The following is a 19,882-nucleotide window of genomic DNA, read 5'->3' on the forward strand; positions in this document are numbered from 1 at the left end:
AAACATTGTGAAAGCTTTCTGCAACTCACAATACCAAGTCGCCTTTTGTGACAAAAATAAGGATTTAGGAATACAGACAGCCAAAGAGACCGGAGCAATTTTCTACCATACCGATGTAAGAGATAAAGAATCCCTTGAGAACTGTATGCACGAACTTTTTAAAAAGTGGGGGGATATGGACATCATTATCAACAATGCCGGAATAAGCGAATTTTCTCCCATCACAGAAACCAGCGTGGAAGATTTTGATAAAATTTTGTCCATCAATCTGCGACCTGTATTTATCACCTCACGCACATTAGCTTTACATCGCAAATCCCAAGCAGAAAATCACCCGTATGGCAGAATTATCAATATCTGTTCCACCCGTTATTTAATGAGCGAACCGGGAAGCGAAAGCTATGCGGCTTCCAAAGGAGGAATCTATTCACTGACCCATGCACTTGCTTTATCCCTTGCCGACTTTCATATCACCGTAAACTGTATTTCGCCGGGATGGATTCAGACCAATGATTACGAACGGCTACGCCCAGAAGATCATGCCCAACATCCATCAAGACGAGTAGGCAAACCGGAAGACATAGCACGCATGTGTTTATTTTTATGTCAAGAAGAGAATGACTTCATCAATGGACAAAATATCATCATCGATGGTGGAATGACCAAAAAGATGATTTATTTGGAATAAAAACGAACTAAAGAAAATATCTATAATGAATAAATAATCACTCATGAAAATACATCATATCGCCATTTGGACATTTCATCTGGAAAAATTAAGGGAATTTTACACTCGTTACTTTAACGGAACAAGTAATGAAAAATACATTAATTCCCAAAAAGGTTTTGAATCTTACTTCATTTCATTTGAAAGTGGTGCTACATTAGAGTTGATGAGTAGGATTGACGTGCAAAATGTTCCGATAGAAGAAAACAGATTGGGATTGACTCATCTAGCTTTTTCTTTTGAAAGCCAAGAAGCTATCTTATCACTAACGGAACAGCTACGTACTAAAGGATACCATATCGTAGGTGAACCTCGCATTTCAGGAGATGGCTATTTTGAAAGTGTGGTACTAGATCCAGATGGAAACCGAATAGAGTGTGTTTACAAAAAAAAGCAGGAATACCCTCCTGTGAGAAATCATGTAATAGAAACTGAGCGACTTATTTTACGTCCTTTTACAGAGAATGATACAGAAGCTGTTTTTAACTGTTGCCAGAATCCCAACCTAGGAAATAATGCTGGTTGGAAGCCTCATGACACGCTGGAAGAATCTCTGAAAATTCTTCAAACAATATTTATACCACAAAAAAACACATGGGCCATCACTAGAAAGGAAGACCAGCTTCTGATAGGAGCTATAGGAATTCTACCAGACCCTAAGAGAGAGAATTCAAATACCGGAATGATAGGTTATTGGCTAGACGAAGCCCAATGGGAAAAAGGATATATATTTGAAGCCGCCTCTGCTGTCTTGGACTATGGCTTCAACAAACTAGGATTAACTTTGATCAGTGCAAATTGTTATCCTCAAAACAAACGTTCACAACGTGTTTTGGAGAAAATGGGGTTTGCATACGAAGGCATTCTCCATCAAGCCGAAGTGAGCTATGATGGCAAAATATATGATCATTTGTGTTATTATTTAGAGAAAAACAACCTAAAATAAGTTTTTCATTTTATAGATGATCATTAAATACCTATTCTGCTTCATTATTAATTTTGTTAATCCTTAACTTCTCCAAAAGGATATATACGCGTCTAAAAAAAATCAAAACAAAGCAATCGTTCTTGGGTAAAAACATTTATCCAAGAACGATAAAAATACACCTAACTCTCCTTCAGACATTATTTGAAAAAATCAATTGAAATAATACAGGAAAATAGCGATGCCTTCAAGTGCTTTCTTCGATTGGTCTTTTATCTCAATTGTAAATTTAATTTCAGCCTTGGCTACGCCACGCAGATTCTGTAAAGAATGAAGACTTGCTACCATACGAATACTCTGACCTGCTAGAACAGCCTGTCCAAATTTCATCTTGTCCATACCATAGTTGATCATCATTTTCAGATTATTCACTTCTATAATCTGGTTCCACATATGTGGAAGCAACGAAAGAGTCAGGTAACCATGTACAATAGTGCTATGATAAGGACTTTCCACTTTAGCACGTTCTGTATCTACATGAATCCACTGATGATCCAAGGTAGCATCTGCAAAAAGATTAATTCGGTCTTGCGACACTTCCACATAGTCGGAAATACCAATCTGCCGTCCTAGCAGCTTCTCAAAATCCTCGTACGAATTAACAACAACTTTATCCATTATTTCTTTGTTTTAAAGGTTATACACTAATTGAATACAAAAATAAGAAAAAATAGTCCTATATTTGCACCTTATTCACACAAAAACTTCATTACAGATGAGAATTATTGAAAGAGAACAACGTACCGCAGAACAAATGATCCGAATTTATTGTCGGTACAAGGAAAGCAATAAAGAGCTTTGCCCAACCTGTCAGCAGTTATTGCATTATGCACATAACAGATTAGAGCATTGTACATTCGGTGAACAAAAAAAGACTTGCCGCAACTGTCCCATACATTGTTATAAACCAGAAATGAAGAAACGAATGCGAGAAGTAATGCGATATGCTGGTCCGCGAATGATTTTTTTTCATCCCATAACAACTATCAAGCATTTCATTCATAAATAAACAGAATGGACAGAGCACAATTTTATAAAGAAGTATATAGCATTATAAAAGAAATCCCCTACGGCAATGTTTCTACTTACGGAAAAATAGCACAGCTTATAGGCAAGCCCCAATGTTCACGAATGGTAGGACAAGCTTTATCTCATGCACCAGAAGAACAACATCTTCCTTGCCATCGGGTAGTAAACAGCCAAGGAAGACTAGTTCCCGGCTGGCAGAAACAAAAAGAATTATTGGAAAAAGAAGGGATCACCTTCAAGCCCAATGGATGCGTCAATATGCCCAAACATCTATGGGACACTACTGGTTCACTCACATCGACAATAGGTATTAGCCCCACAAGTACAACGTGGCAATAATTGCTCACTCAGTTCATCCCGATAAAACTCATATAATTCACAATACATCGTTTCATAAAGTTCGGAAATACGATATTCCAATTCGGTTTCATCCCCATAAACATGCTGAAACGGGTCATCGAAAGAAAAATGCTTCCAGTTTTTCACTTCCTTATTAAAATCACCCTCCACTTCCTTCGCTTCTTCACAGAGAGTAATCACATAATCCCATGGCTGATGACAATATATATCCACATCACTAGCTTTCTTACGAGAACAGTCGTATCCATTCTGTTCCATCACCCCTACCACTGAAGATGGTATCACTCTTCCCGGCAGAACTCCAGATGTAAATATCCTTATACCATGTCCAAAAGAAGATAATATCTTCTGTGCCATACGACTACGACACATGTCATTATTACTCACTAATAAAATATTCATCGCTATTTCTATATTTAGATTCAATGATTATTTTCATTCATCCCTACTAACATAAAAATACTCTCTTTATCTATCTGTCAAAAAAAGATCTCTCAAGGTATAAACTAATATCCGATATCCAGCTCCATTCAGGTGCAAATCATCAATGGTCAAATCAGGATTCAATTTATCATTCAATAACAATTTGTCGAACACATCTAAATATACAACATTAGTTTCTTCCTTTATCTTCTCTCTAATTTTTCCATTTAACAAAGCTATAAAACAGTTCACTGCTGTGCCATCCATAAAATCATTACGCGGAAAGATACAGAATAAATAAGTACCACGAGAAGAAATAGCACCAACCGCCTTCACATACCTCTCCACATAAACATCCATATTTTCTGTATTCAGATTATAAATATCATTAGTCCCCAATTGAACAACCACATAACTATCCGAAACATCCTTATGAAACATCTCCACATAATCCAGCCCTTTCCCCGGAACACCATAATTGTAACATTCCCATTTGGGAAAATAAGACTCAAACGGCCAATAAGCAATGTGACTATCACCAATAAATGAAATTTTAAGTTTTCCTTCCATACCTACCTCCTCACCAGTCTTTTTGGAGAGCCACTCCACGAACACCCCAAACAATAGACAATAGTTAAATCAAACCCTTCCATATTCTCTTCCAAATTTCTCGGTACCACTTCTCCTTCATCCGATACATAAACTAACAACCTTTCTTTCCTCTCATTTTTAACGTATAACCCTGCAATTTTGCATTGCGGACACAACAATTTTCTCATGCCTACTTTCTTTTTTTATCCAAAATAACAAACCAACACCCAATTTTTCTTATAAATCATCGACAAAAATAGAAAAAAAATCAGTTGTATAGCATCCATAGTGAATTTGCACAACATAAAAAGATTATTGGCAAGAAAATACCTATCTTTGCCCAAGAATATAAAACCGCAAAATAAAAGTGTAGCTATGGAAATAAAATTAGACAGAAAAAAAGATTATATTACAAAATCTGATCACAAAGAACAAATAATGAAATATCTATCATGGAAAATCAAACCTTTTGCCCTCTACCATGAAATCCGTGAAATAAGCCGAATATTCAATTTCTCTCCGGAAGAAATAGAAAGTATTTTGAAAGAACTAGAAGATGAAAACAAAATATTCCCTTTAACAGCAGAAGGGCCACGAGACATACACTATATGTTGAAGGCTGACATCCAGCTGCAACTTCTTATAGATATGAAGAAAAGTCCTCAAAAACCAGCTTTCCTCATCTCTTCCCGGCTTTCTCCCTCAAATAACTGGAGAAAAGAAGAGTGGGTTATCATCATTCAGGATTATGTACTAGGAAAAAATTTAAAAAGTCAACTCCCTTCTTACGCTGATTTCGAACCGTTACGCTACATATTAATGCATATGCCAACCTTTCCCGAATGGATGCCTTTTTTTCAAAATATTCCCATATACATCATCGACACTCTTTTTCACGAATACAAATATATATGGGCATCAGGGTTGCTTCATCCCAACATAACCTGTATGATAAACGGATACTTTGAAAATGAAAAAATAGAACCGACAATCCGAGAAAAATATAAATTGGAATTTGCATTTTACCAATATATCCTACCCGGACACATCAACGAAATTCCCAAAAAAATTTCTACTGATATGCCCGAAGGTATGTATTACCATGCTATTTATCACCAATATAGAGGCGATCTCAGCAAAGCTCTTGATCTCTATTCTCAATCATTGAAAGGAATGAATACTAAAACCTTTGACAACGCATTGCTCAATCTCTTCTATACCATTGCCTTACTAAACGACTCCACCATCGAGTCAAAAAAAACATTGCGAAACTTATTTATGAGAGATTATCTTCCATCAGAAATGATGCCTGCCCAACTACTTGCCCTTTATGCTTTAAATGAAAAAATGGAATCAGCCATAGAACATATTCTCTATAATTACGACAAATTTTCACCATTAGTCAAAGTTCTGATTATGCTTATAACACATCATTATCAACTTCAGAAAAAAATAAAACTAAACATAAGTAATGATGAAATACAGCAGTTCATTGACGCCGATCATCTTAAGTTATTACAATTGGAATGCTCTCTAGATTTCTCTCCTTACATTGGCAAAGCAGACTGTCTGATTCAAGAAATAGGCTTTCCCCCTTTACTCCCTCCCTTTCAAAAAATGAATGAATGGGAAAGAGTTCTTGCATTACTCTTAGATAAATCCAAAGAACTCTCACCCAAAAACAAAGAAAAAAAAGAAAGTTCCGAATCACAAAGCCGGATTATTTACCGTATAGACCGACACAACAACATTAATCCATACTTACAAAAATCAAAGGACGGCATTGTATGGAGTAAAGGACGTATCATTTCACTCACTACTTTTCAGCAAGGTATGTCCGAGATGAATGAAACAGATCACGCATTAACTTTATGTATTAAAAAACTTTCTAATGATTGGGAAGAAAAAAGCCGTATGCGCTTCAGTGGCGCCAAGCCTATTATGCAGCTGGTAGGATATCCTTTGGTATTTTCGGACGAAAATCCTGAAAGACAAATCACAATTCGAAAAGAAGAGCCACAAATAACCGTCATAAAAACAACTAGCGGTTTCAAAATAGAAAGCAATGTAGACACGAACAAAATAGAAGGGAATTATATGGTAAAAAGAGAGAAAGAAACGCTTATAAAAATAATAGAACTCCGCAATTTTCAACGTGATATCATCCTAATCTTAAATCGTATATCTATATTCCCGTTACAGGCTGAAAAACAGTTAACTGAAGTATTACAGGAATTAAACAAAAACTTTATTATCCATTCCGACTTGCCCGCATAATAACCTCACAAGAAGAACGAATCATTATCAACTATATTAAACGAATTATGATACATTTTTTTAAGAATTCCATTGCCGCTATAAAGTTACCCGATAAGTTCACTTATCCTTTTCACTATACCCCTCATCCACTTTGCATAATAGCGACTAAAGAAGTACAAGCCTATCTGGCAAGTCAATCCCAATGGCAAAAAGAATTGCAACAAGGAAAAATGTTTGGCGTTCTAATTGTACAAACACCCGAGAATAAAATAGGTTATTTGGCCGCATTTTCAGGAACATTGGCTAGTAAAAGCCATCATCCTTTCTTCGTCCCACCAATTTATGATTTGTTACAACCACAAGGATTCTTCAAAATAGAGGAAGAACATATATCTGCCATCAATGTACGCATTAAAAAGACACAGAACGATCCCCATTACATAGATTTGCTCCGACAAATTGAAAAAGAAACAATGCAGTCCCAGCAGGAATTGACAGAAGCTAAAGAATTTTTCAAATCCGCTAAAAAAAACAGAGAAATCCGGCGTAAGACGGGAGTTCCCGACGCAAAGGAATTAGCTGCAATGATACGCGAAAGCCAGTTTCAAAAAGCTGAATTAAAACGCATGGAAAAAATGTGGAAAGAAAAAAACGTTCTGCCACTTTGCAACGAAAACTATTTGAGCAGTTTCAGATACTAAACGCCCGTGGAGAAACAAAAGATTTATGTCGTATTTTTGCACAAACTATACAAAAATTTCCTCCAGCCGGAGCCGGTGAATGTGCTGCTCCCAAATTACTCCAGTATGCCTATAAGCATCAATTAAAACCTATTGCCATGGCAGAATTCTGGTGGGGAGATTCTCCAAAAGCAGAAATAAGACATCATGGATACTACTATCCAGCATGTAAAGGGAAATGCGAACCTATCTTGAAACATATGTTACAAGGACTGGAAGTGGAAGAAAACCCCTTGTTGAAAAAACATTATCATGAAATACCATTAGAGATAGTATATGAAGATAATTACCTAGTCGTAGTCAACAAACCAGCAGGAATGCTCTCGGTTCCAGGAAAAGGAGAAATCGACTCTGTCTATCAACATATAAAGACACTTTATCCAGATGCCACAGGTCCTCTGATAGTCCACCGATTGGACATGGCGACTTCCGGTGTGTTATTGATAGCAAAAAACAAAAAAGTACATCAGCATCTGCAAGCACAATTCAAGAATAGAATGATAAAAAAGCGATATATTGCCTTATTGGATGGCAAGATTCCCTCTAAAGAAGGGACTATAACACTCCCCCTCCGTATGAATCCTCTTGACAGGCCCAGACAAATAGTAGATCATGAACATGGAAAAACCGCTATCACACTGTATCGGGTTTTAAACGAACAAGAAGGAAGAACACTTATTGCCTTTCATCCATTAACAGGACGGACACATCAATTAAGAGTACATGCCGCCCATCCGGAAGGATTACATTGTCCTATACGAGGAGATGAACTTTACGGACGAAAAGCAGACAGGCTTTATTTACATGCTGAAAGTTTAGAGTTTGTTCATCCTATAACTAAAAAAATAATTTTTGTAGAAAAGAAAAGTAATTTCTGATAGTTATTGCTCAGAAAATTTATCTGTAGGTGCCGAAAAAAATATTTTCAGCACCTCACACACTAAATTAGTATTTTACCATTCCTGAGGTGGCATCCGTTTTATTCTTCCATACACATATATAAATGCGGGAATCAAAAAAATTACTGCAAATATCCATGCCGTAGGGTCACCAAAACAAACAGCTAAATAGCCCAATGCTGGTACCGCATAAAGACTAACCATTATACGGGCAATCATTTCGGATACCCCCGACAACATAGCCAAATTGGTAAAGCCCGCCCCCTGAATGGAATAACGCAAGATACAAAGTAAACCCAAAACCGGAAAAAAAGAAACGGAAATATGCAAAAACAGTTCCGTATCCTTCAGAATCTCCCATTCCACAGGGTCAACAAATAACAAGGCAAAAGTACGCGCTCCCAACATCAAGACTCCAAACATAAAAGCACTATAAATAGTCATCATCAATACACTCGCCTTGATTCCCTGCCAGATACGCTTCGGCTTTCCTGCACCGTAATTCTGTCCACTATAAGTAGCCATAGCTATACCCAGACTCTCAAGTGGACACATACAAAACATCTTAATACGCATAGCAGCCGTAAAAGCAGCCACACAAGCAGTACCCAACGCATTATTCGCACTTTGCAACATAATACTGCCGATAGCAGTAATAGAGAACTGCAATCCCATCGGCACACCTATATACAATAAAGTCTTTGCCAACGCTCCTCGAAATTTATGTTCTGCCGAAGTCCCCTTCAGAATCTCAAAGTGACGCATCATATACAAATAACACAACACTGCCGAAACACCTTGTGAGAATACCGTAGCTAAAGCCGCTCCCGCAACTCCCCAATCAAGTACCAAAATACAAAAAAGATCAAGCAAAATATTCAATATCGTAGAAAAAAGCAAAAACCAAAACGGAGTCTTGCTATCACCCAATGCACGAATAATACTTGAAAGCAAATTATAGAAAAAGGTACAGGGCACCCCGATGAAAGTAATCAGCAAATAAAAATAAGCATCCTCAAGGATGTTCTCCGGGGTCTGCATCATCTGAAGAATATCCGAACAAAACATACTAGTCACAATAGCAATTACCACAGACATCACCGCTGCCAATTGTAAACTAACTGCCACAAAACGCCGCATCATACCATAATCCCTTGCTCCAAACTTCTGTGCAACTGGAATACCGAAACCACCACAACAGCCATTGCAAAAGCCTAATATCAAAAACACCACCGAAGTGCTAGCTCCTACAGAAGCCAAAGCATTAATTCCAAGAAACTTACCCACAATAGCAGCATCCATCAAGGAATAAGTCTGCTGAAGTAAATTACCCAGCAATAAAGGAAAAGCAAAATTCAATATCAAAGGGAACGGACGTCCCGAAGTCATCTCTCTCGAAGTCGCCATAACATGAATGTATTGTAAATTCGAGCACAAATATATACCATCCTTTGTAAAAATACATATTCTAGAACTTCATTTCAACGAATACCCATTAATTAAATGATACATATCAATTTTTCTCGGAGAACTATCATCTTTCCCAAAATCCTGAATAGAAAAGCAACAACACAGCAAACAATTCCAAACGCCCTATCAACATAAGGAACGACAATACCCATTTAGCAGCATCGGGCAACGCCGCCCACGAAAAAGCAGGACCGAATGCCCCTAACCCCGGTCCCACATTGCCTAAGCTAGAAATAACCGTACTCATCGCCTCAGTCAGCCCCACCCCGAAAAACATCAGTAGTGTCCATCCGACCAAAGCACAAAACAAATAAAATACAAAGAATGTATTCACCGAAGCAATAATGGAAGGCGATATAACCTGACGGTTCACACGAACAGGCAATACAGCCCTAGGATGCAGCATCCGTTTGAATTCATTCTTGATATTACGCGCCAGAATCATAAGGCGCATGTTTTTGATTCCCCCACTAGTAGACCCCGTACATCCACCCGACAACATAGCAAAAATAAGAAGCATCCATGTAAAAGATGGCCACAAGTTATAATCATCCGTTGCAAAACCGCATGACGTATGTGCCGTAGCCACTTGAAACAGAGCCCTGCGGAATGCCTTTTCCCAATCATAATGATTCTGAAAAACTAAGGCAAGCGTGATAACAAGCGTCAGAATACTTACTGATTTCATAAACCAACGGAATTCATCATCCTGAAATAGACGCTTGCCCTTCCCTTTCAGGCACATAAAATAGAGAGAGAAATTAATACCCGAAAGAATCATAAATATCGCTATTACATATTCTATAAACGGAGAATTCCAATAAGCCACACTGGCTTGTTTAGTAGAATAACCACCTGTAGCCGTTGTAGAGAATGAATGACATACCGCGTCAAAAAAACTCATTCCTCCTATCATCAGCAGCATAGTTTCTACAACTGTAAGGATAGCATATATCATCCACAGCCACTTAGCCATCACATCAATCCGAGGATGTGTTTTGTCGTGCGTCACTCCGATAGCCTCAGCTGAAAAAAGTTGTATAGTTCCTCCCCCGAAAATAGGAAGCACAGCAATAGTAAAAAAAACAATACCCAAGCCACCTATCCATTGTGTCAGGCTACGCCAAAATAACAGGCCATGTGAAAGAGATTCTATATCATCTAATATAGTAGCTCCTGTAGTAGTAAAACCCGACATGGTTTCAAAAAAAGCATCTGTCACTGAAGGGATTCCTCCACTAAAATAAAAAGGTAGCATTCCAAACAACGTAAACAAAAACCAAGTAAAAGTTACAATACAGTACCCATCTCGTCGTGTTAGTCGATTCTCAGCACCTCTACTACAAATTAGCAAAACTCCACCGACCAATGTATTCAAAAGAATGGTATATAGAAAATATTGATAATCTTGCTCACCGTAACATAAGGAAATAGCCGCACAAAGCAGAAACATAGCAGATTCAATAAAAAGTAATACTCCCAATACACGGAATATCATTTTTTTATTTATCAAGCTATTATTTCGGCTTCCACCTTTATATAATTTATCTGGATTATAAAATTCTCCCATCTTTTTATACCTTTTATATTTGACAAGTATATAGCGAATACTATGCCAAAATGAAAAAGCAGATTATAATCTCCTGATAAACAAACAGATACCATATTCAGTCATAAAAAAGAAAAACACAACCCTTTTCAAAATGAAAGGGGGCGTGTTTTCAAAACAATAAGGTTGCAGATACGACGATCTCAAGCAAAATTTAAATTGCATACATATCTGCTAACACTATAACATCTTCCTCATTATAATGAATAGTGAATAAATATTTTAAGATTACCCACTATTTTACTATTTTTGCATCCAAATCGATAATCCTCTACTAAATTTAATTACGCCTACTGTGGAATTATTCTACAGCTGTTGCCTATTTTCCACACTTTCCCTATCAACAAAAGACAGAAATAAAGCACTGATTATGAATAGGAAAGACTATTTACAATAGTTTGGCACGCTGCTTGTATTTCTACTGATGGCATCTTAAACAATAACAAAACTAAAGTATGAAACTATTTTTTACACACAAAGAAATTGCGCTAAAAAAGAAAAGAACAGCGCTTGTAGTAATAGGTATTGGACTAGTTATCGGGATTTACCTGATTGTTTCCCATCAACCGGCAAAGATGCCGGAACTTCCAGTAGTTGCCATAGCACCAGCAACGCAAGACGATGTGGAAATATATGGTGAATATGTAGGACGCGTACGTGCACAGCAATTCGTTGAAGTACGTGCCCGAGTAGAGGGATATTTAGAACAAATGCTTTTCGCAGAAGGTACATATGTCACTAAAAATCAAGTGCTGTTTGTTATCAATCAAGATCAATATCGGGCCAAAGCTGACAAAGCGCGCGCCCAATTGAAAAAGGATGAGGCACAAGCACAAAAAGCAAAACGCGACTTAGAACGTATCCGTCCGCTATATGAACAAAACGCTGCCAGCCAGTTGGACTTGGACAATGCTACTGCTGCATATGAAACAGCAGAAGCGTCGGTAGCTATGAGTAGTGCCGATCTTGATCAAGCAGAACTGGAACTAGGTTATACTATAGTTCGTTCTCCATTAGCAGGGCATATCAGTGAACGTCACGTAGATTTAGGAACATTAGTCGGTCCGGGTGGCAAATCATTGCTTGCTACCATAGTAAAAAGTGATACTGTATTAGTGGATTTCAGCATGACTGCTCTAGACTATCTGAAAAGTAAAGAACGTAATGTGAACTTAGGTCAAAAAGACTCCACCCGCTCCTGGCAACCCAATGTATCCATTACTTTGGCAGATAATACTATTTATCCATACAAAGGACTAGTAGACTTTGCCGAACCGCAAGTTGATCCACGCACAGGTACATTCTCCGTACGTGCCGAAATGCCGAATCCAGAACGGGTATTACTTCCTGGGCAGTTCACCAAAGTAAAACTATTATTGGATGTCAGAGAGAGTGCTACGGTAGTCCCGTTAAAGTCCGTTATCATAGAAAAAGGCGGCGCCTATATTTATGTAATGCGCAAAGATTCTACAGTAGAGAGACGTTTCATTGAATTAGGTCCTGAATTCCAAAATCAAGTAGTGGTGGAAAGAGGCTTGGCCCCCGGAGAAGACATTGTCATAGAAGGATACCACAAGCTGAATCCAGGCATGAAAGTGAAAGTAAGTCCTGCCGTAGAGGACAAAAAAACGGAGGAAGAAGATACGATCGGATAATTTCACTCCCGAATACGAATTCCCCTATGGAGGAAAATTTACGCATTCAAAAAAACAATAGACATTATGAAAGTTAGTTTCTTTATAGACAGACCGGTATTTTCAGCTGTCATCTCCATATTAATAGTCATTGTCGGTATCATCGGTCTCACGATGCTACCCATTGACCAATATCCGCAGATTACTCCGCCGGTAGTGAAAATCAGCGCATCCTATCCGGGTGCCAGTGCCCTGACAGTATCACAGGCTGTAGCCACTCCTATAGAGCAGGAATTGAACGGTACCCCAGGAATGCTTTACATGGAATCAAATAGTTCCAATTCGGGAGGTTTTTCAGCCACCGTCACTTTTGATATCTCGGCAGATCCCGATCTAGCGGCAGTGGAAATACAGAACCGTATCAAGTTAGCAGAATCACGCCTCCCAGCAGAAGTTATACAAAATGGTATTTCGGTAGAGAAACAGGCTGCCAGTCAATTGCTGACCCTATGCCTTACCTCTACCGACCCGAAGTTCGATGAAATATACCTTAGCAACTTTGCCACTCTGAATGTGCTGGACCTAATCCGCCGTATCCCTGGCGTAGGACGTGTTTCAAACATCGGAAGCCGATATTATGCCATGCAAATCTGGGTACAACCCGACAAACTGGCCAATTTCGGTCTGACTGTAGCCGACTTGCAGAATGCACTAAAAGACCAAAATCGAGAATCAGCAGCCGGTGTACTGGGACAACAACCCGTACAAGGATTAGACGTAACCATTCCCATCACTACTCAGGGACGTCTATCTACCGTAAGCCAGTTTGAGGAAATCGTAGTCCGTGCTAATGCCGATGGTTCCATCATCCGTTTACGTGATGTGGCCCGCATCTCACTCGAAGCACAATCATACAATACCGAGAGTGCCATCAACAAAGAAAATGCAGCGGTATTGGCCATCTATATGTTACCAGGAGCCAACGCTATGGAAGTAGCAAAAAGCGTGAAAGAAGCTATGGAGGAAATCAGCAAGAATTTTCCCGAAGGAATGAGTTACGAGATACCTTTCGATATGACTACGTATATTTCGGAATCCATTCATGAAGTGTACAAAACACTGTTTGAAGCCCTGATACTGGTTATCATCGTAGTATACCTTTCACTCCAAAGCTGGCGTGCAACAGTTATCCCACTAGTTGCCGTACCTATCTCACTGATTGGAACTTTTGGATTTATGTTGATTTTCGGATTCTCGCTTAATATCCTGACCCTGTTGGGATTGGTACTTGCCATCGGTATTGTGGTGGACGATGCTATCGTGGTAGTAGAGAATGTGGAGCGTATCATGGAAGAGGAGAAACTATCTCCCTACCAAGCTACCAAGAAAGCTATGGAAGGACTTACAGGAGCCATTATCGCCACTTCTTTGGTACTGGCAGCAGTATTTGTTCCCGTAAGTTTTCTAGGTGGAATTACCGGACAACTTTATCGCCAGTTTACGGTAACCATCGTAGTATCTGTATTACTGTCTACGGTAGTAGCTTTGACACTGAGTCCAGTCATGTGTTCACTTATTCTGAAACCGGAAGATCCGAACAAGAAAAAGAATATCATATTCCGCCGTATCAATAAGTGGCTGGCTATCGGCAATCATAAATATGTAGGACTCATCAAGCACATTGTGAAACACCCGCGTCGGGTACTGAGCACATTCGGCATGGTATTGATCGCCATCCTGTTAATCCATCGCATTATTCCCACCAGCTTCCTCCCCATCGAAGACCAAGGATATTTTAAAATAGAGTTGGAACTGCCCGAAGGTGCAACGTTGGAACGTACACGTATCGTGACGGAACGTGCTGTGGAATACCTGATGGAAAATCCGGCAGTGGAATATGTACAAAGCGTGGCAGGAAGCAGTCCGCGTGTAGGGACCAGTCAGGCACGAAGTGAACTGACTATCATCTTAAAACCTTGGGAGGAACGTGACTCGCAAACTATTGACGATATTATGGCACAGGTAAAAAAAGACATGTCGCAATACCCCGAATGCAAGGTATATCTTTCCACCCCTCCCGTTATTCCGGGATTGGGCAGTTCGGGTGGTTTCGAGATGCAACTGGAAGCACGTGGAGATGCCACTTTTGAAAATTTGGTACAAGCTACGGATACATTGATGTTTTATGCATCAAAACGTAAGGAATTATCAGGTTTATCCTCGGCTTTACAAGCGGACATCCCCCAACTTTATTTCGATGTAGACCGTGACAAAGTAAAATTCGCAGGAGTACCTTTAGCAGATGTATTCTCGACCATGAAAGCTTATACAGGTTCGGTATATGTAAACGATTTCAATATGTTTAATCGTATCTACCGTGTATATATTCAAGCAGAAGCACCCTACCGGGAACATAAGGAGAATATCAACCTATTTTTTGTACGGGGTACAGACAATGCCATGATACCGCTCACCTCGTTGGGTACCACTTCGTATACCACAGGTCCGGGCAGCATCAAACGTTTTAATATGTTCAACAGTTCTGTGATTCGCGGTGAGGCCGCAGATGGTTACAGTTCAGGACAGGCCATGGAAATTATCGAACAAATAGCTCGCGAACACCTACCAGAAAATATCGGTGTAGAATGGAGCGGACTATCTTTCCAGGAAAAACAAGCAGGTGGACAGACCGGTATGGTGCTGGCATTAGTGTTCATGTTCGTGTTTTTGTTCCTTGCTGCCTTATACGAAAGCTGGATGGTACCGGTTGCAGTATTACTCTCTTTACCTGTAGCCGCATTAGGTGCCTATCTAGGTGTATGGGGCTGTGGGTTGGAGAATGATGTCTATTTCCAGATCGGATTGGTGATGTTGGTAGGACTGGCCGCCAAAAATGCAATTCTTATTGTAGAGTTTGCCAAAGAACAAGTGGACAGAGGAATAGATGTGGTACAAGCTGCACTCCATGCTTCACAACTCCGCTTTCGACCTATTTTGATGACTTCATTGGCATTCATCTTAGGTATGTTACCTATGGTTATCGCCAGCGGGCCAGGTTCAGCCAGCCGTCAAGCTATTGGTACAGGTGTATTCTTCGGAATGATCTTTGCTGTAACTGTGGGAATTTTGTTAGTACCTTTCTTCTTTGTACTGATATACAAGATGAAAGCGAAAATGAAACAAAAATAAGGATATAAAAAGACGAAAGAAATGATGAAACATACATTATTATATATAGCCGTATCAGGAATGACTTTGCTGACTTCTTGCCAATTAGGTAAGCACTACACACGTCCCGACTTGCATCTGCCCCAACAATTAGATACGCTACGACAACAGGATACATTATCTATTGCCGATATGCAGTGGTGGGAAATCTATACGGACACAACCTTGCAAAGCTTGATAGAAAAAACGTTGGATAACAACAAAGACATGAAAATTGCTGCGGCACGTGTAAAAGAACTTGCCGCAATGAAGCGCATAGACTTTGCCAACCTTTTCCCCCAACTGAACGGAGGCGCTTATGCTCAAAAAGAAGGAAGTAATTATGGTGGTAACAACTATAAAAATGACCCCGAACTGGGTGGTAAACTTACCGTAACTTGGGAATTAGACCTATGGGGTAACCTGCGTTGGGCAAAAGACAAAAGCATAGCACAATTCCTGGGAAGCATCGAGGCGCAACGTGCCTTGAAAATGAGTATTGTGTCCGAAGTGGCACAAGCCTATTTTGAATTGGTCGCATTAGACAATGAGCTGAACATTGTTCGTCAAACACTCTATGCCCGTAAAGAAGGAGTACGCTTGGCAAAACTTCGTTTTGAAGGAGGACTAACTTCAGAAACTTCTTATCAACAGGCACAAGTGGAGTATGCACGTACCGCAACTTTAGTTCCTGAACTAGAAAGGAAAATTTCATTGAAAGAAAATGATATTGCATTTTTAGCAGGCGAATACCCGCACCGCATACAGCGTTCCATTCTACCCGAAGAAGTAAAACTACCTGAAACATTACCAGTAGGTCTACCCTCCACTCTGCTGGAACGTCGTCCCGATGTACGTGAAGCAGAACAGAAATTAATAGCAGCCAATGCCAGTGTAGGTATTGCCTATACCAATATGTTCCCACGACTTAGCCTCACAGCACAATATGGCGTAGAAAGTGAAGAATTCTCTGATTTCTTCAAATCGCCCATTCATTATATCAGTGGCAATCTTCTAACTCCTCTCTTCGCCATGGGAAAATACAGAGCAACCCTACAGGCCAAAAAGGCCGCATACGAACAGGAATGCTACAGCTATGAAAAATCAGTGCTGACTGCATTCAAAGAGGCCCGCAATGCCATTGTGGACTTCAATAAGATAAAAGATATCTACGAATCGCGCCTGCAACTGGAACGTTCCTCTAAAGCAACAATGGAACTGGCCCAATTGCAATACATCAATGGAGTAATAGGCTATCTAGATGTATTGGATGCACAACGTAGCTATTTCGACGCACAAATAGGATTAAGCAATGCAATAAGAGACAAACAGATTACATTAGTAAAATTGTATAAAGCATTAGGGGGTGGATGGTAACCATCCCCTCTTTTCTGTATCTTCCTTTATCCGGAAAATCAAATTAAGATATATGCCTGATAGGACGTATTGTTCTCTACCGGTGTAAGTGACAAATAACCCGACTTCACTTTTCCATTCTCCAGATATAAAGGATACTTTTCTTGAAGCGCAAGATGAGAATGCCATGCCTCACCAGGCTTTGCATAATATTCTATAACATATCGTCCCTGCACGCCATCACACACATAGTTATCATATATCAAGCGTGCTACCACTCCCATATTCATACGAAGATTTATTTCCACACACGGATGAATGGCATACCCGCTATTTTGGGTACGGCATATCATCATATCCACCCCCAGATAGCCTTCGTAACTCCCTTTTATCACCTCTGCCAACTCTACCTGTAACGCCCTCCCAACCTGATGTAAGATTTCCGCAGAAACATAAGTGGATATCCTCGCTTCAATAACCCGATCCGCCGCCAACAAGTTTTCTTTATAAACACCTCTCTTATCCGTTTCAAATAAGGAATACCCTATAAAATGTACCTGTCCCCACTCGTCTGCAAAAAACTCCATGGCAAAATCCAAAAGCTTATCATAAAAAGGTTCTCCTATCACCTCATGCTGAGTGGTAAGTATGTGTCGAATCCACCCTTCCAGAGGGATGGGAAAACTACCTGAAACATATTGTATCCCTCTTCCACTACCAGACCATGGCGCTTTTAACAAAGCACGAGAATGAGACAACACAAAAGCCTTCACTTCCTCTATTGACGACAATACAAAAGCCTCCCCCAATATGGGAATATTCCCACCTATATGTCTACAAAGGCGGCGTAACACTTTTACAGCCGTCTGACGTCCGGATATTTGACGGATACGCTTCATACGCTCTACTGAAGGATATGCTGTATCAGGAAATCCAGCTTCCTGCAAACGACGCACCAAAGACGGATTCCATCCCCAAGGAATCACCTTATTATAAATGGGTACGAATTCTAAAACCCAATTGACCGAAAGTGGCAAAAAAGATTGTCTTTCCATTGTTTTCATACGCTGAGCAGAATCCAGCCACACAGTTCCTCCCTCTTCTGCATACCATGCAGGCAACATGGATAGCTCGGCCGCCATTCGTCGTGCACTGGCAGGTGCCATATAATAAGGATCACCACAAGCTAATGCCATATCATTTTCCGGATTGAATAAATAAAGCGCTTCCATTTCCGGACACAAAGATAAATGTTTTAGAGTACAAACCATTTCTCTTGTCCGTCTTTTAGTAGAAAAAAAATAATATTTTGCTATCTCCAGTTTGCAATTTGAATTAGTATTGCTATATTTGCAGCCGATAAAAAAGCAACCATGGAAACCTTTTACAGAACACACAGTTATCTGGTGGAACATACAAATGCTCCTGTTCGCCGGGACTTGATGGACGAGATAGACTGGAATGACAGACTGATCGGTATCAAGGGTACTCGTGGCGTAGGGAAAACGACTTTCCTCCTGCAATATGCAAAAGAAAAGTTCGGAACGGATCACTCATGTCTGTTCATCAACATGAATAACTTTTACTTCTCTAAATATACATTAGTGGAGTTTGCCGCAGAATTCGTAAAACGAGGAGGAAAAGTTTTGTTGATAGACCAAGTGTTTAAGTATCCCGAATGGAGCCACGACCTGCGTGCTTGCTATGAAATGTTTCCTACTCTGAAGATTATATTCACCGGATCATCCGTGATGCGACTGAAAGAAGAAAATCCAGAACTGAGCGGCATTGTCAAGGTATACTACCTGAGAGGTTTCTCATTCCGCGAATATCTGAATTTGCAAAGCGGCAATTGTTTCCGTGCCTATACCTTACAAGAAATTTTGGAGAATCACGAACAGATAGCGAAAACCATCCTGCGCAACGTGAAGCCCTTGGATTATTTTCAAGACTATCTGCATCACGGTTTCTACCCATTCTTCCTGGAAAAACGTAACTTTTCGGAGAATCTGCTAAAAACCATGAATATGATGATAGAAGTAGATATACTTCTTATCAAACAAATTGAGCTGAAATATCTTTCAAAGATAAAAAAATTACTATATTTGCTAGCTGTGGACGGACCCGTTGCTCCGAACGTCAGCCAGCTGGCCACGGAGATTCAAACTTCACGTGCCACGGTGATGAATTACATTAAGTATCTGGCAGATGCGCGTCTTATCAATATGGTTTATCCCAAGGGAGAGGAATTTCCCAAGAAACCTTCCAAACTGATGATGCACAACACCAACCTGATGTACTCCATTTATCCGGTAAAGGTCGAAGAACAGGATGTACTGGATACATTTTTCATGAATACCCTGTATAAGGACCATAAACTATATAAAGGCGATAAAGGCACTTCATTTATGGTAGACAACGGACTGCATTTCCGTATTTGCGCAGAAGGGTGCAAGTTCAAAAATAATCCAAACGTGTATTATGCCCTACACAAATTGGAATTAGGACACGGAAATATGATCCCATTATGGCTTTTCGGCTTTTTATATTAAGAGATAGAGAATAGATTTTATTACCTAATAATTAGTAATTG

General features: G+C 39.7%; 16 protein-coding genes and 1 pseudogene. 10 read left to right on the forward strand and 7 right to left on the reverse strand.

The features are described from left to right. On the forward strand, positions 1 to 688 hold a 688-nt coding region (locus tag AB5935_RS18090), incomplete at its 5' end, for an SDR family oxidoreductase (RefSeq protein WP_368327511.1). Between the two features lie 43 nt (positions 689 to 731). Then, entirely contained in the window at positions 732 to 1,673 is a 942-nt protein-coding gene (locus AB5935_RS18095) for a GNAT family N-acetyltransferase (RefSeq protein WP_007833314.1), read from the forward strand. A 192-nt stretch (positions 1,674 to 1,865) separates the two neighbouring features. Here AB5935_RS18095 and AB5935_RS18100 read toward each other — a convergent pair whose 3' ends face one another. After that, positions 1,866 to 2,330 carry a MaoC family dehydratase gene (locus AB5935_RS18100; RefSeq protein WP_007833313.1) on the reverse strand — a complete coding sequence of 155 codons (465 nt, stop codon included), beginning with the start codon at positions 2,328 to 2,330 and terminating at the stop codon, positions 1,866 to 1,868. A 97-nt stretch (positions 2,331 to 2,427) separates the two neighbouring features. Between AB5935_RS18100 and AB5935_RS18105 the strand changes: the two genes are divergently transcribed. After that, positions 2,428 to 2,721 (forward strand): nitrous oxide-stimulated promoter family protein, encoded by a 294-nt coding sequence (locus tag AB5935_RS18105; protein WP_120053451.1) that lies wholly within the window; start codon positions 2,428 to 2,430, stop codon positions 2,719 to 2,721. A gap of 5 nt (positions 2,722 to 2,726) precedes the next feature. After that, positions 2,727 to 3,080, forward strand: a complete 354-nt coding sequence (locus AB5935_RS18110; RefSeq protein ID WP_007833311.1) for an MGMT family protein — start codon at positions 2,727 to 2,729, stop codon at positions 3,078 to 3,080. Here the strand turns inward: AB5935_RS18110 and AB5935_RS18115 are convergent. The 3 genes from AB5935_RS18115 to AB5935_RS18125 form a co-directional block, all read right to left on the reverse strand. After that, entirely contained in the window at positions 3,030 to 3,503 is a 474-nt protein-coding gene (locus AB5935_RS18115) for a low molecular weight phosphatase family protein (RefSeq protein WP_007844335.1), read from the reverse strand. The genes AB5935_RS18110 and AB5935_RS18115 overlap by 51 nt on opposite strands. Before the next feature lie 66 nt (positions 3,504 to 3,569). Next, entirely contained in the window at positions 3,570 to 4,094 is a 525-nt protein-coding gene (locus AB5935_RS18120) for an SGNH/GDSL hydrolase family protein (RefSeq protein ID WP_008656392.1), read from the reverse strand. Between the two features lie 2 nt (positions 4,095 to 4,096). Next, a complete protein-coding gene (locus tag AB5935_RS18125) occupies positions 4,097 to 4,303 on the reverse strand; it encodes a hypothetical protein (RefSeq protein ID WP_007844333.1) in 207 nt (68 codons plus the stop codon). Positions 4,304 to 4,490: 187 nt separating this feature from the next. On the opposite strand from AB5935_RS18125, the gene AB5935_RS18130 reads away from it, so the two are divergent. Both AB5935_RS18130 and AB5935_RS18135 read left to right on the forward strand, forming a co-directional pair. Then, positions 4,491 to 6,392: a hypothetical protein gene (locus AB5935_RS18130; RefSeq protein WP_038608043.1), complete on the forward strand. Its 1,902-nt coding sequence runs from the start codon at positions 4,491 to 4,493 to the stop codon at positions 6,390 to 6,392. 47 nt (positions 6,393 to 6,439) lie between these two features. Continuing rightward, positions 6,440 to 7,992 (forward strand): annotated as a pseudogene (locus AB5935_RS18135) (pseudouridine synthase). A gap of 75 nt (positions 7,993 to 8,067) precedes the next feature. Here AB5935_RS18135 and AB5935_RS18140 read toward each other — a convergent pair. Further along, positions 8,068 to 9,420: an MATE family efflux transporter gene (locus tag AB5935_RS18140; RefSeq protein ID WP_007844331.1), complete on the reverse strand. Its 1,353-nt coding sequence runs from the start codon at positions 9,418 to 9,420 to the stop codon at positions 8,068 to 8,070. Positions 9,421 to 9,547: 127 nt separating this feature from the next. After that, positions 9,548 to 11,053 (reverse strand): TrkH family potassium uptake protein, encoded by a 1,506-nt coding sequence (locus AB5935_RS18145; RefSeq protein WP_007833300.1) that lies wholly within the window; start codon positions 11,051 to 11,053, stop codon positions 9,548 to 9,550. 494 nt (positions 11,054 to 11,547) lie between these two features. Here AB5935_RS18145 and AB5935_RS18150 point away from each other — a divergent pair, with 494 nt between their 5' ends. The 3 genes from AB5935_RS18150 to AB5935_RS18160 all read left to right on the forward strand — a co-directional run bounded on the left by AB5935_RS18150 (position 11,548) and on the right by AB5935_RS18160 (position 17,310). Beyond that, positions 11,548 to 12,747 carry an efflux RND transporter periplasmic adaptor subunit gene (locus AB5935_RS18150; protein ID WP_007850224.1) on the forward strand — a complete coding sequence of 400 codons (1,200 nt, stop codon included), beginning with the start codon at positions 11,548 to 11,550 and terminating at the stop codon, positions 12,745 to 12,747. Between the two features lie 66 nt (positions 12,748 to 12,813). Beyond that, complete coding sequence (locus AB5935_RS18155; protein WP_008675507.1) at positions 12,814 to 15,915, forward strand: efflux RND transporter permease subunit; 3,102 nt, start codon at positions 12,814 to 12,816, stop codon at positions 15,913 to 15,915. Between the two features lie 21 nt (positions 15,916 to 15,936). Further along, on the forward strand, positions 15,937 to 17,310 hold the full coding sequence (locus AB5935_RS18160; RefSeq protein ID WP_007833294.1) for an efflux transporter outer membrane subunit: 1,374 nt from the start codon (positions 15,937 to 15,939) through the stop codon (positions 17,308 to 17,310). A 38-nt stretch (positions 17,311 to 17,348) separates the two neighbouring features. On the opposite strand, the gene AB5935_RS18165 is transcribed toward AB5935_RS18160, so the two are convergent. Next, positions 17,349 to 18,560, reverse strand: a complete 1,212-nt coding sequence (locus tag AB5935_RS18165) for a hypothetical protein (RefSeq protein WP_007855956.1) — start codon at positions 18,558 to 18,560, stop codon at positions 17,349 to 17,351. 102 nt (positions 18,561 to 18,662) lie between these two features. On the opposite strand from AB5935_RS18165, the gene AB5935_RS18170 reads away from it, so the two are divergent. Then, positions 18,663 to 19,841 carry an ATP-binding protein gene (locus tag AB5935_RS18170; protein ID WP_005852061.1) on the forward strand — a complete coding sequence of 393 codons (1,179 nt, stop codon included), beginning with the start codon at positions 18,663 to 18,665 and terminating at the stop codon, positions 19,839 to 19,841. The last annotated feature ends 41 nt before the right edge of the window (positions 19,842 to 19,882 follow it).

Source organism: Phocaeicola sp. RTP21198st1_B8_RTP21198_201120 (genome assembly GCF_040929485.1).
GTDB classification, from domain to species: Bacteria; Bacteroidota; Bacteroidia; order Bacteroidales; family Bacteroidaceae; genus Phocaeicola; species Phocaeicola dorei.

Bases quoted from the DNA above. Each gene is read 5' to 3' on its own strand.
- AB5935_RS18110 (WP_007833311.1), top strand. From the start codon at position 2,727: ATGGACAGAGCACAATTTTATAAAGAAGTATATAGCATTATAAAAGAA.
- AB5935_RS18150 (WP_007850224.1), top strand. From the start codon at position 11,548: ATGAAACTATTTTTTACACACAAAGAAATTGCGCTAAAAAAGAAAAGA.
- AB5935_RS18100 (WP_007833313.1), bottom strand. From the start codon at position 2,330: ATGGATAAAGTTGTTGTTAATTCGTACGAGGATTTTGAGAAGCTGCTA.
- AB5935_RS18165 (WP_007855956.1), bottom strand. From the start codon at position 18,560: ATGGTTTGTACTCTAAAACATTTATCTTTGTGTCCGGAAATGGAAGCG.
- AB5935_RS18130 (WP_038608043.1), top strand. From the start codon at position 4,491: ATGGAAATAAAATTAGACAGAAAAAAAGATTATATTACAAAATCTGAT.
- AB5935_RS18140 (WP_007844331.1), bottom strand. From the start codon at position 9,420: ATGGCGACTTCGAGAGAGATGACTTCGGGACGTCCGTTCCCTTTGATA.
- AB5935_RS18115 (WP_007844335.1), bottom strand. From the start codon at position 3,503: ATGAATATTTTATTAGTGAGTAATAATGACATGTGTCGTAGTCGTATG.
- AB5935_RS18125 (WP_007844333.1), bottom strand. From the start codon at position 4,303: ATGAGAAAATTGTTGTGTCCGCAATGCAAAATTGCAGGGTTATACGTT.
- AB5935_RS18120 (WP_008656392.1), bottom strand. From the start codon at position 4,094: ATGGAAGGAAAACTTAAAATTTCATTTATTGGTGATAGTCACATTGCT.
- AB5935_RS18145 (WP_007833300.1), bottom strand. From the start codon at position 11,053: ATGGGAGAATTTTATAATCCAGATAAATTATATAAAGGTGGAAGCCGA.
- AB5935_RS18160 (WP_007833294.1), top strand. From the start codon at position 15,937: ATGATGAAACATACATTATTATATATAGCCGTATCAGGAATGACTTTG.
- AB5935_RS18105 (WP_120053451.1), top strand. From the start codon at position 2,428: ATGAGAATTATTGAAAGAGAACAACGTACCGCAGAACAAATGATCCGA.
- AB5935_RS18170 (WP_005852061.1), top strand. From the start codon at position 18,663: ATGGAAACCTTTTACAGAACACACAGTTATCTGGTGGAACATACAAAT.
- AB5935_RS18095 (WP_007833314.1), top strand. From the start codon at position 732: ATGAAAATACATCATATCGCCATTTGGACATTTCATCTGGAAAAATTA.
- AB5935_RS18155 (WP_008675507.1), top strand. From the start codon at position 12,814: ATGAAAGTTAGTTTCTTTATAGACAGACCGGTATTTTCAGCTGTCATC.